This is a genomic window from Oceanobacillus locisalsi (assembly GCF_042675985.1).
GTDB lineage: Bacteria > Bacillota > Bacilli > Bacillales > Amphibacillaceae > Oceanobacillus > Oceanobacillus locisalsi.
Window position 1 is genome coordinate 70,425 of record NZ_JBHTKK010000007.1, and the last position, 15,989, is coordinate 86,413.

A 15,989-nucleotide genomic window follows, 5' to 3' on the forward strand; every position below is an offset into this window, starting at 1 on the left:
TCCTTATTTTTTGGAACGGCGCAGCGTCTGCTTTGCAACGTCCAATTCAAAATCTAATGTTTCTAAATCATCCCGCAGCATCACCTGCAAATCTTTTTTTATCGTGTTACTAAACGTATTAAGCGTCTGCCTGGTTTCCTTCAATGATTTTTGCATCTCAATAGACGGGGAAGGCTGGCTGGAAAGGTAAGCATAACGTTCAGATAATTCGACAAGCGAGTCCAGGTGGCTGTAGAAAAAACTTTCCGCCTGATAAAAGCGCATTGGTTCTTTTCGGGCGTTGTTATATATTTTCTGCGCTGTTTTCACGATCGTTAAGTTTTCCCGCGCATGCTGGAGAGACCGCACTTTAAATAAAGCTTTTTGCATACGCCTTAACTTGCCCTTTGCTTCTTTTAAATTGGTATCAATAAATTTATATTCTTTTTTAGTCAGTCCCTGTTTTTTTACAAAGCGATAATCCATAATCTGTTTTGCCGTCACATAAGTCAGCACGCCACCAATCGCAGCAAACAGACTTGTTAACAGGACGGTCTGTCCATATATAAAAAAGCTCACAAGCCATATAATTGTCAGGCTGGCAGCACCAATAAAGCTTTGCATTAAAAATTGCAATATTGCTCTCATACCCTCACCTCTGCGTGATTAATATTATAATATGTCATTTTTACGATAGATTTCCTTCCTCTTATTATACTATTACGAATGAGTGATTTAAAAGTTTCAATTTCTTTTTATTCAAGATATGACCCATTTATTTCCTCACACAGTCACATCTTGAATAAAATCACATAAAAGCGGAACGAGCGTTCTAAGGTTAATAATGGTACAATAAAGAAAATACTTTTGCAATCGCATTGATATGGAGGGGATTCTAATGAAGCGAATCGGGATTGATGCTGGCGGTTCTTTAACAAAAATAGCGTACGAGGAAAATAACAGACTCCGCTTAAAAACCTATTCTTCCAATCGGATGGAGGAGGTTATCCAGTGGCTAAAGATAATGGCTCCTGAAGCAAGCCTTCACGTAACAGGCGGCAGAGCCGAAGCACTGAAAAATCATCGTTCTACGATTTTCAAAGAATTTGAATGTGTGCTAGAAGGAACAAAGTATTTACTGATGGAGGAAAATAAGCTGCCTGCTACGGAATACTTATTAGTAAATATTGGAACAGGAACATCTTTTTTTCATCAAAAAGAACGCTTATTCGGCACCGGGGTCGGCGGCGGATTGTTTACCGGAATTGGCGCGATCATTGCCGGTACCTCAGATTATCATACATTAGTCGATTTGGCTTCAAAAGGAGACCGGTCCAAAAGCGATTTAATGGTTTCGGATATTTATCAATCCAGCTACACTCCAATTGAAGCTTCATTAACTGCAGCAAATTTTGGAAAAAACCAGCTCGATACATCTGTTTCTGCCGAGGATCAGCTGGCAGCTTTAACACAGTTAGTCGGTGAAACCATTGTTTTACTTGCAAGCAAAACAGCAGCTTCTCTAGGCACAAAAGAAATTGTAATGATCGGCGGTGCCTTGTCCGGCAATCCGCTTTTAAAACAGGTTATTGCTTCTTTTGAAAGCATGTTTGACTACCGCCTGACTTTTTTAGAAAAAGGCAGCCATGCCGGCGCAATAGGCGCACTATATTATGATAGATAAAGAATGAACCGGACAAGGAGAATGACGTTTTGAAAAAGATATTATATGTTAGTTTGCTTACACTATGTATGTTACTGACTGGCTGTAACACAGGGTCAGATGCTACAGCTCAATCTGAGAAAGTAGAAGGAGATTTTAAAGCGCACTTTATCGATGTCGGCCAAGGTGACGCCACATTATTTACAGTCGAAGAAGAAGGCGAGGAAACGGTTATCCTGTTTGATACTGGAGACTGGCAAGGGGATGAAGTTGTTCCCTATTTAGAATCGCAAGGAATCTCAGCTATCGATTTAGTTATTATCAGTCACCCGGACGCGGATCATATCGGACAGCTTTCTAAAGTGCTCGATTATTTTGCTGTTGATGAAGTTTGGATGTCTGGTAATGAAAGTACATCAAATACGTATCAGACAGCTATGGAAAATATCTTATCTCAGGATGTCGGTTACCATGAACCGCGTACTGGGGAAGAATATGAATTAGGTCCGGTTGAATTGGAAGTGCTGTACCCGGGGGATATATCCGGTGACGTAAATGAAGAATCAGTCAGTGTCCGTTTAGCTTATGAGCAGATTTCTTTTGTCCTGACCGGAGACGCAGGTGTAGAAGAAGAAAAAGAAATGATGGAAACCAATTCTCTCAACAGCACCTTTTTACATTTAGGGCATCACGGTTCCAAAACTTCCACCGACCCTGCTTTTGTAGATGCAGTGCAGCCGCAAACGGCAATCTATAGTGCCGGTGAAGATAATACTTATGGTCATCCAAGTCCAGAAGTCATTGATTTATTACATGATAAAAATATAGAATCGTATGGAACGGATGTTGACGGCACGATTGTCATAACGACAGACGGCGAATCTTATTCAATAGAGACAGAAATGGATTCAGATAGGAGTGCATCCAATCGAGGTGACAAACAAACTGAAGCAAAGGCGGAAGAAACTCCAGATGGACCAGACAACCCTTCATCTGTTGAAGAAGAAACAAAAGAAGGCAGCTGCATCGATTTAAATCGTGCTTCCGAAGAAGATTTAACAGAGATTATTCATATCGGTGAAGAACGGGCAGCGCAAATAATAGATGCACGTCCGTTTGACAGTTTGGAAGACATCGAAAATATAAATGGTCTTGGACCGAGCAGAATAGCAGATATAGAATCAGAAGGCTATATTTGCGGCTTTTAAAGGAGTTGAAAAGTGATGAAAGGTATCATTGACCGCTTCGAAGGGGATCTGGCTGTTATTTTAATAGAAACAGAAAACCGGGAAATCCACGTTCCTAGCAGAGAGCTTCCTGAAGCATGTACGGTAAAATCAGTTGTGCATATCGAAGAATCATCAGAAACATATCCTAAAATCACCCTTGATGCAGCAGCTGATCAGGAGAATAAACAAAAATCCAGCGATCTGCGTAAGGCATTATTAAACAGGGAAAAGAACAGTAAGCTAAAAAGAAAAAAGTAACGCTGCTTCCTCCTTTAGCGCATAAAGAAAACTTGGCATTCGACAAGCCTTTCGCGAATGCCTTAGTTGCACTTATACTTGGTACTTAAAAATTTTTACTACGTCGAAATTCTTCTTCGCTAAAATTTTATACTTTCCTAACGTGTAAAAAAAGCAGCGCCCCCTGTATCCAATACAGGAGTGCTGCCTGTTTTATGAAACCGCAGATACCGACTGCTCTTCCACCATCGAAAGAAATAACTCTAAAAATCGATTATCGTCTGTTAATTCCGGATGAAAAGCTGCTGCTAATAAGTTACCTTCTCTTGCGGCTACAATTTTATCATCATAGGTTGCTAAAATGGCAACATCTTCCCCAGCCGTTTCAATATAAGGTGCACGGATAAATACTGCCGGATAAGACGTTGTCATGTCTTTCACATCTAAGGCAGCTTCAAAACTATCCTTTTGTCTGCCAAATCCGTTTCTTGTTACTTGAATATCCATTAATCCCAGTTTTACAGGATCCTCCATACCTGGCTCATCTGTTGCAAGCAGGACAAGTCCGGCACATGTCCCAAAAATCGGCTTTTTCAACTGGGCAAAAGATTGAACAGCTTCTATCAGATTATTTTGCTTCATCAAATGCCAAATAGATGTACTTTCTCCGCCAGGGATAATAAGACCATCTACATCCTCCAGCTGTTCTTTATTTTTAATGAGAATCGCGTCATGCCCCAAATGATGCAGATGATTCGCATGTTCTGCAGTTGCTCCTTGCATACCGAGAATGCCGATTGTATATTTACGTTCAGTCATCGTACTCTCTCCTTCTCCAAGACTTAAAAACTGCGTTCCTGCATTCTGTCTTCTGCTTGCAATGTTTTTATATCGAGACCTTTCATCGCTTCACCCAAGTCTTTCGACAGCTCCCCGATCTTCTGATAATCTTGGTAAGCTGTGGTTGCTTCAACAATGGAACGGGCAAATTTTTCCGGATGTTTTGATTTAAAAATACCAGAGCCTACAAATACACCGTCTGCCCCGAGTTCCATCATCAGTGCAGCGTCCGCTGGCGTTGCTACACCGCCTGCTGCAAAGTTTACTACCGGCAGTCTTCCCTCTTCTTTTATTTGCAATAAGGTTTCAAATGGTGCTCCAAGCTCTTTTGCTTCTGTCATCAGTTCATCTTCGTTTATATGTACAATTCGTTTCACTTGCGATTGTACTTCACGTAAATGACGCACTGCTTCCACGATATTCCCTGTTCCCGGCTCTCCCTTTGTACGCAGCATTGAAGCGCCTTCTCCAATACGGCGGGCCGCTTCTCCTAAATCACGGCAACCGCACACAAACGGAACGGTAAACGGCTTTTTATTCAGATGGAATAAATCATCTGCAGGAGTCAGCACTTCACTTTCATCAATATAATCCACACCCAGGGATTCTAAAACGCGTGCCTCCACAATATGACCGATACGGGCCTTTGCCATGACGGGAATCGATACGGCTTCCATCACTTCTTCCACAATATCAACATCTGCCATTCTCGCCACACCGCCTGCAGCACGAATATCAGATGGCACTTTTTCCAGAGCCATCACAGCAACAGCACCAGCTTCTTCCGCAATTTTTGCCTGCTCTTTATTGACTACATCCATAATGACGCCGCCTTTTTGCATTTGCGCCATCCCTCTTTTAACACGTTCTGTACCAGTTACTCGATCTGCCATGTTTCTTCCTCCTTGAATTTTTCATTATTTTTTTATTATTATAAGAATAAGATGACATGAATGAAAGCGCCAATTTTATAAAATTTAATAGGGTCAGTTTTCGAGAGGAGGAAAAACATGGATTTACTATCCGTTCATTTGGACAAAACAAATGACATCGCATTATACGAACAGCTCTATGAATTTATTAAACAGGAGATTATAGAAGAGCGTCTTTCGCATGGGCAAAAACTGCCTTCCAAACGTAAACTCGCCAATCATTTGGAGGTAAGCCAAAATACAGTGGAAACAGCTTTTGAACAGCTTGCCGCAGAAGGATATATCACGTCTCGTCCAAGGAGAGGTTTCTATGTTCTGGCACATGGAGATTTAGAATTTATAGAACAGGCAACCAATAAAGAGATTCCTAAACAGGAGGAGGAACCTGCTGTTCTACTCGATTTTTCCCCAAATAAAATAGATACAGAAGCATTTCCGTTTTCTACATGGAGAAAATTAAACCGGCAAATGATTGATGAATCCCATCACGATTTACTGTTGCTTGGAGAAGCACAAGGTGACAGAGCACTGCGTGAAGCCATTGCGCATTACGTTTACCATGCACGCGGTATCGACTGTGATCCTGATACCATCGTTGTCGGAGCTGGCGTGGAAGTTTTGATGCAGCAGCTGCTGTCCCTGCTTCCGGACTCGACAGTATTTGGCATCGAAGACCCCGGCTATCAGTTAATGGTAAAATTGATTACGCATTTCGGCTTTTTAGGGCGCCCTTTATCTATGAATGAGGAAGGCGTATCCATGGAAGCAGTCCATCTCTTGGAACCTGATTTTATCTATGTGACCCCTTCCAATCATTTTCCTTATGGAACGGTTACCTCTATCAACCGGCGCAGCCAATTACTGCAATGGGCCAATGAAACAGAGAACCGCTATATTATGGAAGATGATTATGATAGTGAATTTCGTTATACAGGGAAAACCATCCCGCCAATGAAAAAAATGGATTTTAATGACCGGGTTATTTATCTGGGTTCTTTTTCGAAATCGCTCATTCCGTCCCTGCGAATCAGTTATATGATTTTGCCGAAAAAATTATTAGAACAATATCGGAACAGACTCACCTTTCAACATTCTACCGTTTCACGAATCGACCAGCATGTGCTGACTCATTTTATCCAGGACGGTCATTTTGAAAAACATTTAAATCGGATGCGGAAAATATACAGAAGAAAATTTGAATTGGTCCATGCACTTTTTGAACCTTATAAGCCTTCGATTCAGCTTCTTGGAGAACAGTCGGGACTGCATGTCGTCTGTGAGGTAAGGAATGGCTTAACAGAACAAGAAATACTCCAAAGAGCCAAACAGCAAAAAATGAAACTGTATTCTATTTCTTATTATGCTACAAAAGATGCGGTTGTCACCTACCCACAATTTGTGATTGGGTTTGCAGGAATACAGGAGAAAAAATTGGAAGAGGCCGTCAAACAAATAATCGATGTATTTCAACTGTAAATTTATCACGGAGAAAAGCAAAAACTCCCACTGAATGAAGTTTCGTTTTATGTTATAATAAATTATTCTATTAAAGTGTATGTTCAAAACGTATCGATGCGTTTTGGCAGAATGACTGCGCCAAACGTATTCATCTGCCATTTTAGGCGGGTTGCAATTTTAGATTGAACGTTTTACACAAGATGCTTGAACATATACGAGAAATGATAGGCGACTGGCCCATCAATCAAACAGAGAAAGGAATGAAGATAATGGATATTTTTGAGTCCATTCTGGGCCATGTGAATGATTTTCTCTGGTCTTATATTTTAATTATTGTTCTCCTTGGTTTAGGCCTTTACTTTACCATAAGAACCAAGTTTGTTCAGTTCCGCTTACTGCCGGAAATGTTTCGTGCGGTTGCAGATAAACAATCCTATAATGCTTCTGGCAAAAAAGGAATCAGCTCCTTCCAGGCATTCGCAATCAGTGCTGCTTCCCGGGTCGGCACCGGCAATATGGCAGGTGTTGCATCCGCTGTTGCGCTCGGCGGCCCCGGCGCATTATTCTGGATGTGGCTGATTGCTTTGCTTGGCGCTGCAACCGGATTTGTAGAAAGTACCTTAGCACAGCTTTATAAAGAAAAAGACCAGAACCAATATCGCGGCGGACCTGCGTTTTATATGGAAAAAGGAATGAATAAACGGTGGCTGGGGATTATTTTTGCCATTATGATTACTTTTACTTACGGTCTGGTATTCAATTCAGTACAATCAAACACCATCAGTATTGCCTTTCATTCACAGTTTGATATCCACCCCGGCTGGATTGCTGTTGTCTTGACCATATTTATCGCCATCGTTATTTTCGGCGGCTTAAAAAGCATTGCAAATGTATCCCAGGTTATTGTCCCTTTTATGGCCATTATCTATATTGGATTAGCACTTGTTATCTTAATTATGAATATAACAGCCCTGCCTGATATGTTTGTACTTATTTTCGAAAATGCTTTCGGTATCCGTGAAGTGGCTGCCGGCGGACTAGGAGCAGCGATTATGCAAGGGATTAAACGCGGACTATTCTCGAACGAAGCCGGAATGGGTGCTGCACCAAACGCAGCAGCAACAGCAGAAGTAAGCCATCCGGTGAAACAAGGCCTAGTTCAAGCATTAGGTGTATTCTTTGATACAATTTTAGTTTGTTCGGCTACCGGATTAATCATTTTATCAGCCGGCGGATTTGCCGGAAGTGAAGCGGATGGTATCGCCTTGACCCAAACCGCCTTCTCACAAATGCTGGGCGACTGGGCAGCTATTTTTATAGCCATCGCTATTTTCCTTTTCGCATTCAGTTCGATTCTGGGAAATTATTATTACGGCGAGAACAACCTGGCTTATATTAAAGATTCTAAAACTATTCTGTTTATCTATCGTATTGCCGCACTGGCAATGGTTGTGTTTGGATCGCTGGCTTCCTTTGGCTTGGTCTGGTCTTTAGCAGATGTAACCATGGCGTTACTGGCATTGATTAACCTTTATGCCATTTCTATCTTATTTAAAAAAGCCAACGTTTTATTAAAAGATTATGTAAAGCAGCGGAAAGAAGGAAAAGACCCTGTCTTTTATAAAGATATCTTGGATGACCAGACTGGTATCGAATGCTGGGAACGGGAATCGGAGAAGCAGTAGCATCAAAATAAAGCCTGACTGATTTTCACCACCAGTCAGGCTTTATTTTGATCATCCATACGTGCACGAATAATAGAATAAAGGAGATGCCGCTCAAATAACGGAGCAGCATCTCCTTTTCTCTTATTATTCAAATACAATTGTTTTATTTCCATATACAATAATCCGATCTTCCAAATGCCATTTCACAGCCTGAGCCAGCACCCGGCGTTCAATGGACTGGCCGATTTTTTTCAAATCATCGACATTGTGTTCATGACTGACCGGCTCTGTCCCCTGCTCAATAATAGGCCCTTCATCCAAATCATTGGTGACATAGTGCGACGTAGCACCTATCATTTTTACGCCTCTTTCAAAAGCACGTTCATACGGTTTTGCCCCAATAAATGCCGGCAAGAAGGAATGATGGATATTAATGATTCTGTTTTTGAACACATCTACAAAGGTTGGAGAAAGAATCTGCATATACCTTGCCAGAACAATTAAATCAATATCATAGTCCTCTAAAATGTCTTTTTGTTTCGCTTCTACCTCTTGTTTGGTTTCTTTCGTAATCGGCAGATGGTAGAAATCAATCCCCAATCCTTCCACCAATTGCCGGGAATTTTCATGATTACTGATAACTACTGAAATATTGGCCATTAAATCGCCGCTTTGCCATTCCCATAACAACTCCAGTAAACAATGCGGCTCTTTGGAAACAAAGATAGCGATATTTTTCAATTCGTGGACAAGGCTAACACGCCATTCCATTTGAAAACGATCTGCAATTTCCTGAAATTCCTGCTTCAATTTTTCTATATTTGTTCCAGGTTGATATTCAAAATCAAGGCGCATAAAAAATTCTCCGCCTTTTGGATTTTGTGTATATTGATTCGATGATACAATATTGGCCTGCTGATTCCATAAGAATGTAGAAATTGCTGATACAATGCCCGGCTGATCAGGACATTTAATGATTAATCTTGCTCTATTTTCATACCGGTCTTTATAAAAATCTGTTGGTTTGTCTGTATACATATTCACTGTCTAACTTCCTCGCTTCATTGGTATTCGTAATTTATAGATTATCGGAAAAAGGGAGGCACGGTCAAGTATTTTATTAGAAATATGCAGCCAGAAGTTTCCACCTGGCTGCATAGCTTATTCTAAATCTATCAGTTGATATTACCGTATATCGTATATGTCCATTGATAATCTTCTGTATCTTCGTTGTTTGTTCATTACTTATGTATGTAAATTTTAAACATTTCCGTATCATTATGATCTTCATTTCTTGCTTACCCTTCTCGTTGTCTTCTATACACCTAAAGCATTTGTGCACAGCTTTAGCCCAGTTTGCATAGAATAGGATTATCCTGCACTATCTTAAGGCAGTCCAAAGTTAACGTAAGGAGGTTATTCGAATGGACTCTGGTAAGCGAGACCCCCATTCAGATAAAAAGAAGGTGTTTCCTGAAAATTGGAATATTGATTTTTCCCCCCTTCAAGAATTTGTTGATCGGATGGATAATTTATTTTCCCGTTCTTTTAAATCTTTCCAGGGGCAGGTGCTTCATGACTTCCCCGCAGAAATCATCGAAGAAGATAAACATATTCTTGTAAAAGCAGAAGTTCCCGGATACAGCCGTAAAGACATTCAAATTGAAGTAATAGGAAATCAAATAAAAATAACATTGCATAAAGATGAATCCATATCATTACAGTCAGATAAAGAAACTGTGAATAAAAAATCTACCCAGCGCAAAGAGCGCATTGTCACACTCTCTTTTAATATACCAAAAAACAGCATAACAGCAACCCTTGAACATGGAATTTTAATGATAAATATCCCAAAACAGTCCATACCGTCCCATGTTATAGATATTAAGGACTAGGATACAGTTAAAATACTATCTTAAAAAGGATGTTCAAAAAGTCCAACAAAAATAACACTGCAAATTTCTGCGTTGACGTGTTTTTTTCCGATACGCACGTATTTAGAAGCATACGGCTCCGTTCGGAAAAAACACGTCGCCCGGAACTTCTTGGTCCTTTTTATCGAACTTTTTGAACACGCACTTAAAGAACTTTTTCTTCACAAGCAAAAAGGGCTGCCGCAAAATGCATGATTTGCATTTGATGGCAGCCCTTTTAATCTTCTTTTACATTCCTGTCTGACTCCGTGCATCTTCTAACACTTCCGCAACGGCAATCGTATGGTCGATTAATTCCTCAAATGTTTTTTCATCTTTGTTGCTGATCATCCGATTAAAGTGAATAAACTCATAAGAAAGCCGTGCACGATCCTGTTTCACGGAAATATCTTTCGTTTTGCCGTCAATGGTGAGTTTCACACTTTTGGCACCATTGGCACCGGGCTTAATATACATATATCCTTTTTCTCCTTGGATGGAGACAAAGTTTTCGCCGGTTGTATCCTTTGATCCGACACAACTTGCTTGAAAACCGGGATACGATAGCAAAGCAATACCAGAGGTATCCACGCCATTATCAAATAGGTTCGCTTTATAAACAACCTCTGAAGGCTTTCCAAACAAGCGCATAACAAAATGCAGATTATAGACATTGATATCAGCTAATGCTCCGCCTGCAAATGCAGGGTCAAACATATTGGTTACTTCACCAGCTTTTAATTGATCATAGCGGCTGGAATATTGACTGTAATTACATTGAATTAACCGAATATCTCCCAGCCGTTCAATATGTTCTGACAACTCTAGAAAGTTAGGTAAAAATAATGTCGGGATCGCTTCAAAAACAAATACATGATTTTGTTTCGCTGCTTCTTTCAGTTCTTTCGCTTCTTCTGCAGTCGGGGTAAAGGGTTTTTCACAAATAACATGCTTTTTATTTTCTATCGCCTGCAAAGCCTGCTTCGTATGCAGTTTATTGGGCGAAGCAATATATACCGTATCTATCTCTTCATCAGCAAAAAAGGATTCCAATGACGTATAGGTTTTCGGAATTTGAAACTCTCCAGCCAATTCATCCGCTGTTTCTTGCTTTCTGGAATATGCAGCAACCGGGGTTACTCCTTCAACCGGCTCAATCGCACGTAACATCTCCTGAACAATTTTACCAGATCCAATGGTGCCTAATTTCATACGAATCAACCTTTCTTATGGTTTAATAATTCTATTATACTAAAGATGATTGAATTTTTAAAAGATACTTTTCTCATCCTAATCATCACCTTTTTGCTGATTAATACTAGAATAACACAGGTTGTCAAAACCTGTGTTATTCTAGTAAGTGCCATTACCGTTCTCCGTAGAGTTGGACAAGCCCCCGCGCTAGGCCTATACTTTTTTGTGAATACCGGAACCGGAAAAGCTCTCTATTGCTTTAATGCACCATATAAGCTTTTAATGTCGCTGCTATTTCTTGTGGATTTTCCTGCCCGGTTATTGTACTGCCGACAATAATGATAGCTGGATGATTTTCGACAATACCGACAATGGAATCTTCATTAATTCCTCCAGCTACAGCAACTGCCAATCCGGCCCCTTCTGTTAATTGGAATAAATCTTCATGAAAAGCCCCTTCCTTTTGCTGGTCTTTCCCCACATGAAGACTTACCAGCTCAACGCCTAAAGAGGCCAATTCTTCGACACGATTTTTAGATTGGATTCCCAGCAAATCAATCATAATTTGTCCGCCTAATTTCTCCGCTTCCTGTAAGGCGTCTTTAATCGAAGCATCTGCCGAAAATCCCATCACAGTTGTTATATCAGCGCCCGCTTCCAGAGCCTGCCTTACTTCATGTTTTGCGGCATCACAGGTTTTCATATCTGCGAGAATTGTTTTTTCCGGAAAAAGCCTGCGCATCTCCTGAACAATAGACATCCCGTACGCTTTGATGACTCCTGTGCCGATTTCAATGATATCGACATATGCCTTCGTGTCCTCTGCCAATTGGATACATTTATCCTTTGGTAACCGATCTAATGCTAATTGCAATCTCAATAGGAATCCTCCTTACCGATCAATCCGTTCTACTTCTCCCAATCTTTCTTGTACATCTTCATAATATGGCAAGCCTTCGTTATCTCCAGCAATCCCAACAACCATAGATCCGATCGTATTTGCAAAATGCAGGCTGCGTTCTAAATCCCAGTTATGAAGATAACCATACAGAAAACCGGCATCAAATCCGTCACCAGCTCCAACCGTATCCACCACTTTGGAAGCTTGGACAGGTTCTGCCTGGATCGTTTTCCCTTGATCATATCCCACAGAACCTTGTTCACCGCGTTTAATAATGACAGTCGGGATAGCAAATTCTTTGGTTTTCTCAATAATTGCTTCCGGCTCACGCTCGCCGATAATAATATCCATTTCATCTTCTCCCGTGAGCAAAATATCCACATGTGGAAGAATATCTAATAATACCTTTCGTGCTTCTTCTTTTGTCCACATCTTCAGACGGATATTCGGATCAAAAGCAATTTTTACATCATGTTTTTTGGCCAGACGGATTGCTTCCATCATCACTTCCAGGTTATTTCCGCCAATAGCCGGGAAGATACCGGTTAAATGCAGTACCCGTGCATTTTTTATATAGGATTCGTTTAATGCTGCCGGCTTCATCGCTAAAGTAGGCGACTTATCACGGTAAAAAAAGACTTTCACACTGCCATCTTCCATTATTTCTTTAAAATTTAATGACGTCGGATAGCCGTCAACCAGATTCACTTCCTGTACATCAACGCCTTCTCCCCTTGCAAATGTAAGAATCGTTTTCCCAAACTCGTCATTTCCCAGATTACTGATATATCCTGTACGAAGACCAAGACGTGAACAACCGACAACTACATTCAGCTCAGCACCTCCAATATGTTTTTTAAACCCATTCACAAATTTCATCGGCCCTGTTGCTTCCGGATTAAAAACAATCATCGCCTCTCCTAATGTAATAACGTCTTTCATTTTATTCCCTCCAGTTTCCATTCTACGGTTTAACAACCTTTATTTTTCCGTTTTCCGAAATAATGACTTCATTCACCATATTTATAAATATACCTGTTTCTACTACACCAAGCAGCGCTTTTATTTCCTTATGCACGTTTTCCGGCTCTTCTATGCTTTTAAATTGGCAATCAATAATATAATTGCCATTATCCGATACAAACGGCTTTTCTTCCTGGTATCGCAAGGTCGTTTGACACCCTAATTCCTGAAGCTTTTTTTCCGTTACTTCCCAGCCAAAAGGAATCACTTCTACAGGTAAAGGAAAAGCTCCTAATCTTTTTACCAATTTGTCTGCCCCTGCAATCACAATAAAATAATCTGCATGACTATCAACCATCTTTTCCCGAACCAGTGAACCTCCGCCCCCTTTAGCGAGTTGAAAATGTTCATCTATTTCATCGGCGCCATCAATAGCAAGGTCTATATGATGATGTTCAGCAAAGGTGGTCAGTGAAATACCAAGTTCGTTTGCTAACTTCTCCGTTTTTTTAGAAGAAGGAATTCCTTTTATCTGAATCCCTTCTGTTTCTATTCGTTCGGCAAGTTTTTGTAACATATAATTAACCGTTGAACCCGAGCCGATTCCAAGTACCATCCCATCTTTCACCTGTTCAGCGGCTTTCTCTGCCGCAAGCTGTTTATCAGATAGCTCCATTTTTTGTAAGCCTCCTTTTTAAATATTTTATTAACTCGGCTTTCGCACCTAAGAATAAGCATATAACTCCTGCTGTACCAGGATGAACATGAACTGAACTCTGTTATCATACTTGCTTTTCTTTAGAGCGTCCTTTTATTTTTTGAACAGGATAGGCTGTATAGCTACCGCTCCGGCCAAGCCCTCCGCTTTCCAGGGGCTTGCGCTCTGATAGGATGCTTCAGCGCTTGGAAGAAATAACACCCTGATGAAGTGAGATGAGATAATCGCTTTTTTAAGCTTAATAAACAATTATTCTGGTGTTTCAAATGGTTGATTTAGAAATTCAACTCATGGCAGCACGAATCTATCGTTCATACCGAACATAGCTTTCATGCCCAGAAAGGAATAATTACTGAACATTTTTACCATGCACCTCGAAAAATGTGTTTTGTCTTATCTAACTTTTATTCGTTCAGCTATTTCATATAATGAACACCCCACTAGCGGAGGCGGTAGCCTTACACCTTACCCTTGTTCTTATGGAAAGGAAGTTACTTTTTAAAGTGCAAAAGTTGAGTTTTTAAAATAAGGATGGGCTGATTAATTCAGGAATATAGAATGCCATATCCGGCAAGAAAGCTACAAACAAGAGAACAATCAACACAATGGCAATATATGGAACGACTGCTACAAAGGACCGTTCTATCGACATATTCCCTATTTTTGCTGCAAGCAGCAAACAAAGCCCATATGGCGGCGTAATTAATCCAATTGCAAGTGTCATAATAACAATTAATCCTAGATGCACCGGATCCATTCCGAATTCTAAAGCAGTCGGTAAAATAATAGGTACAAACAGAATCATTGCTGGAATCGCATCCATAAACGTACCAACGAATAAGAAAAACGCAATAATAATAAGAATAAACAACCATTGTGAACCAATATTATTTTCGAAAAATGCTTGTGCAGTCGCTCCCAATTGGTAATAGCTCATCAATTCTCCAAGAGCGCTGGCTGCTGCCAGAGCGAATAATGACAAAGAGCTGAGTGCCAGTGTATCAAATAAAATCTTTGGAAAATCTTTCATTTTTAATGTTTTATAATAAAACATACAAACAATTGCTGTATAAATAGACGCTACTGCTGCAGCTTCTGTAGCAGTGAAAAAGCCAGATATAATGCCTCCAATAATAATAACAGGGGTTAATAAAGCTGGAAATGCATCTAAAAATAATGTAAACAATTTCTTCATTTCAACGCGCTTATCCTTGGGATAGTTTCTTTTAACTGCTATCACATAAATTAAAATCATCATCCCTAAACCGATTAAAATTCCGGGAATAATTCCTCCCAAGAATAAAGCTCCAACTGAAGCATTCGTCAGCCCTGCAAAAATAATCATTGGAATACTTGGAGGGATGATTACTCCGACAGTTGAAGATGCGGCTGTAACCCCTACAGACGTTTCTTTATCATAGCCTTTACGCTCCATACTGGGAATAAGAATTTTCCCTACGCCGGCTGTATCTGCCTGCGATGCTCCAGACACACCAGCAAACATCATCGAAACTAACACGTTTGCATGTGCTAATCCCCCGCGAATCGGTCCGACAATGGCCAAAGCAAAGTCAATCAGCTTTTCAGAAATCTTTCCAGAATTCATCAGATTAGCTGCCAGAATAAATAATGGAACAGCAATCAATACAAACGAATCCAGCCCATTTACCATCGTCATAGCGACAGTTGCTTCCGGAGTATAAGGAATGGTCAAAATGCCAATTAAAGCTACTATTCCTATAACAAAAGCAATCGGTACACCGATAAACATCAAGACTAAGAATAAAATTAACAGCAAAAATCCCATTATTCATGAACCTCCTTTGCTTTTAAATGCTGCACATGCTGGACCATATGAGATAGTGTATAAACCAGCATTGTACCTGCCATAATTGGTATAGCAATCCAGACATACCCCATTTTCATTTCCGGAAGTGTAGACCATGTATAATTCCAAAACTCATTAACAACCTGCAAGCCTAATAAAAAGATACATACATTAAAGATAATTAAAACACTATCATTAAATAGACTTAAAAAAATTCTTTTCTTGCCTTTCAACTTTTGCTGCAAGAAATCAAAGTTAAAATGTTCCCGGCGATTAACCATAACTGCAGCCCCCATAAACACAGCCCAAATAAAGGAGTAATTAGCTGCTTCTTCCGTCCAGATAATGGATATTCCTAATTGTCGCGTCACAATTTGTAAAACAATAACAAAAAAGAATGTACATAAAAAAATAATTCCGATCGTGATTTGTGCTTTTTCCAGCGCCTGTATCGTTTTTTTCATCTG

16 protein-coding genes are annotated in these 15,989 nt (G+C 40.2%); 6 read left to right on the forward strand and 10 right to left on the reverse strand.

What is annotated here, in order from left to right; translation table 11 throughout:
• Positions 1-3: 3 nt before the first annotated feature.
• Complete coding sequence (locus ACFQ19_RS07880) at positions 4-627, reverse strand: 5-bromo-4-chloroindolyl phosphate hydrolysis family protein (RefSeq protein ID WP_379591533.1); 624 nt, start codon at positions 625-627, stop codon at positions 4-6.
• Between the two features lie 250 nt (positions 628-877).
• Between ACFQ19_RS07880 and coaW the strand changes: the two genes are divergently transcribed.
• Genes coaW through ACFQ19_RS07895 form a run of 3 tightly spaced genes read left to right on the forward strand, consistent with a single transcriptional unit; the run spans position 878 to position 3,129 of the window.
• Complete coding sequence (gene coaW, locus ACFQ19_RS07885; protein WP_379591534.1) at positions 878-1,663, forward strand: type II pantothenate kinase; 786 nt, start codon at positions 878-880, stop codon at positions 1,661-1,663.
• A 29-nt stretch (positions 1,664-1,692) separates the two neighbouring features.
• The gene (locus tag ACFQ19_RS07890; protein ID WP_379591535.1) at positions 1,693-2,850 is read left to right on the forward strand and encodes an MBL fold metallo-hydrolase; all 1,158 of its coding nucleotides are present in this window, start codon (positions 1,693-1,695) and stop codon (positions 2,848-2,850) included.
• 15 nt (positions 2,851-2,865) lie between these two features.
• Positions 2,866-3,129: a DUF3006 domain-containing protein gene (locus tag ACFQ19_RS07895; RefSeq protein ID WP_379591585.1), complete on the forward strand. Its 264-nt coding sequence runs from the start codon at positions 2,866-2,868 to the stop codon at positions 3,127-3,129.
• Positions 3,130-3,321: 192 nt separating this feature from the next.
• Here the strand turns inward: ACFQ19_RS07895 and pdxT are convergent, their stop codons facing one another.
• Both pdxT and pdxS read right to left on the reverse strand, forming a co-directional pair.
• The gene (gene pdxT / locus ACFQ19_RS07900; protein WP_379591536.1) at positions 3,322-3,927 is read right to left on the reverse strand and encodes a pyridoxal 5'-phosphate synthase glutaminase subunit PdxT; all 606 of its coding nucleotides are present in this window, start codon (positions 3,925-3,927) and stop codon (positions 3,322-3,324) included.
• A 23-nt stretch (positions 3,928-3,950) separates the two neighbouring features.
• Positions 3,951-4,841 carry a pyridoxal 5'-phosphate synthase lyase subunit PdxS gene (pdxS, locus tag ACFQ19_RS07905; RefSeq protein ID WP_379591537.1) on the reverse strand — a complete coding sequence of 297 codons (891 nt, stop codon included), beginning with the start codon at positions 4,839-4,841 and terminating at the stop codon, positions 3,951-3,953.
• A gap of 117 nt (positions 4,842-4,958) precedes the next feature.
• On the opposite strand from pdxS, the gene pdxR reads away from it, so the two are divergent.
• Positions 4,959-6,356 carry a MocR-like pyridoxine biosynthesis transcription factor PdxR gene (gene pdxR / locus ACFQ19_RS07910; RefSeq protein ID WP_379591538.1) on the forward strand — a complete coding sequence of 466 codons (1,398 nt, stop codon included), beginning with the start codon at positions 4,959-4,961 and terminating at the stop codon, positions 6,354-6,356.
• A gap of 251 nt (positions 6,357-6,607) precedes the next feature.
• Positions 6,608-8,023 (forward strand): alanine/glycine:cation symporter family protein, encoded by a 1,416-nt coding sequence (locus ACFQ19_RS07915; protein ID WP_379591539.1) that lies wholly within the window; start codon positions 6,608-6,610, stop codon positions 8,021-8,023.
• Between the two features lie 126 nt (positions 8,024-8,149).
• On the opposite strand, the gene purU is transcribed toward ACFQ19_RS07915, so the two are convergent.
• Positions 8,150-9,049, reverse strand: coding sequence for a formyltetrahydrofolate deformylase (gene purU / locus ACFQ19_RS07920; protein ID WP_379591540.1), 900 nt, complete (start codon positions 9,047-9,049; stop codon positions 8,150-8,152).
• Between the two features lie 380 nt (positions 9,050-9,429).
• Here purU and ACFQ19_RS07925 point away from each other — a divergent pair, with 380 nt between their 5' ends.
• Positions 9,430-9,900 carry an Hsp20/alpha crystallin family protein gene (locus ACFQ19_RS07925; RefSeq protein WP_379591541.1) on the forward strand — a complete coding sequence of 157 codons (471 nt, stop codon included), beginning with the start codon at positions 9,430-9,432 and terminating at the stop codon, positions 9,898-9,900.
• Between the two features lie 267 nt (positions 9,901-10,167).
• On the opposite strand, the gene ACFQ19_RS07930 is transcribed toward ACFQ19_RS07925, so the two are convergent.
• The 6 genes from ACFQ19_RS07930 to ACFQ19_RS07955 form a co-directional block, all read right to left on the reverse strand.
• Positions 10,168-11,130 carry a Gfo/Idh/MocA family protein gene (locus tag ACFQ19_RS07930; protein WP_379591542.1) on the reverse strand — a complete coding sequence of 321 codons (963 nt, stop codon included), beginning with the start codon at positions 11,128-11,130 and terminating at the stop codon, positions 10,168-10,170.
• 241 nt (positions 11,131-11,371) lie between these two features.
• Positions 11,372-11,992, reverse strand: coding sequence for a 3-hexulose-6-phosphate synthase (gene hxlA, locus ACFQ19_RS07935; protein ID WP_379591543.1), 621 nt, complete (start codon positions 11,990-11,992; stop codon positions 11,372-11,374).
• A gap of 12 nt (positions 11,993-12,004) precedes the next feature.
• Positions 12,005-12,955, reverse strand: coding sequence for a sugar kinase (locus ACFQ19_RS07940; RefSeq protein WP_379591544.1), 951 nt, complete (start codon positions 12,953-12,955; stop codon positions 12,005-12,007).
• Between the two features lie 22 nt (positions 12,956-12,977).
• Positions 12,978-13,652 carry a ribose 5-phosphate isomerase A gene (gene rpiA, locus ACFQ19_RS07945; RefSeq protein WP_379591545.1) on the reverse strand — a complete coding sequence of 225 codons (675 nt, stop codon included), beginning with the start codon at positions 13,650-13,652 and terminating at the stop codon, positions 12,978-12,980.
• A gap of 562 nt (positions 13,653-14,214) precedes the next feature.
• Entirely contained in the window at positions 14,215-15,501 is a 1,287-nt protein-coding gene (locus ACFQ19_RS07950) for a TRAP transporter large permease (protein ID WP_379591546.1), read from the reverse strand.
• Positions 15,501-15,986, reverse strand: a complete 486-nt coding sequence (locus tag ACFQ19_RS07955; protein WP_379591547.1) for a TRAP transporter small permease — start codon at positions 15,984-15,986, stop codon at positions 15,501-15,503. The genes ACFQ19_RS07950 and ACFQ19_RS07955 overlap by 1 nt, the downstream gene beginning before the upstream one ends.
• Between the last annotated feature and the right edge of the window lie 3 nt (positions 15,987-15,989).

Bases quoted from the DNA above. Each gene is read 5' to 3' on its own strand.
- ACFQ19_RS07880 (WP_379591533.1), bottom strand. From the start codon at position 627: ATGAGAGCAATATTGCAATTTTTAATGCAAAGCTTTATTGGTGCTGCC.
- coaW (WP_379591534.1), top strand. From the start codon at position 878: ATGAAGCGAATCGGGATTGATGCTGGCGGTTCTTTAACAAAAATAGCG.
- ACFQ19_RS07895 (WP_379591585.1), top strand. From the start codon at position 2,866: ATGAAAGGTATCATTGACCGCTTCGAAGGGGATCTGGCTGTTATTTTA.
- pdxT (WP_379591536.1), bottom strand. From the start codon at position 3,927: ATGACTGAACGTAAATATACAATCGGCATTCTCGGTATGCAAGGAGCA.
- pdxS (WP_379591537.1), bottom strand. From the start codon at position 4,841: ATGGCAGATCGAGTAACTGGTACAGAACGTGTTAAAAGAGGGATGGCG.
- pdxR (WP_379591538.1), top strand. From the start codon at position 4,959: ATGGATTTACTATCCGTTCATTTGGACAAAACAAATGACATCGCATTA.
- ACFQ19_RS07915 (WP_379591539.1), top strand. From the start codon at position 6,608: ATGGATATTTTTGAGTCCATTCTGGGCCATGTGAATGATTTTCTCTGG.
- ACFQ19_RS07925 (WP_379591541.1), top strand. From the start codon at position 9,430: ATGGACTCTGGTAAGCGAGACCCCCATTCAGATAAAAAGAAGGTGTTT.
- ACFQ19_RS07930 (WP_379591542.1), bottom strand. From the start codon at position 11,130: ATGAAATTAGGCACCATTGGATCTGGTAAAATTGTTCAGGAGATGTTA.
- ACFQ19_RS07940 (WP_379591544.1), bottom strand. From the start codon at position 12,955: ATGAAAGACGTTATTACATTAGGAGAGGCGATGATTGTTTTTAATCCG.
- rpiA (WP_379591545.1), bottom strand. From the start codon at position 13,652: ATGGAGCTATCTGATAAACAGCTTGCGGCAGAGAAAGCCGCTGAACAG.
- ACFQ19_RS07950 (WP_379591546.1), bottom strand. From the start codon at position 15,501: ATGGGATTTTTGCTGTTAATTTTATTCTTAGTCTTGATGTTTATCGGT.
- ACFQ19_RS07955 (WP_379591547.1), bottom strand. From the start codon at position 15,986: ATGAAAAAAACGATACAGGCGCTGGAAAAAGCACAAATCACGATCGGA.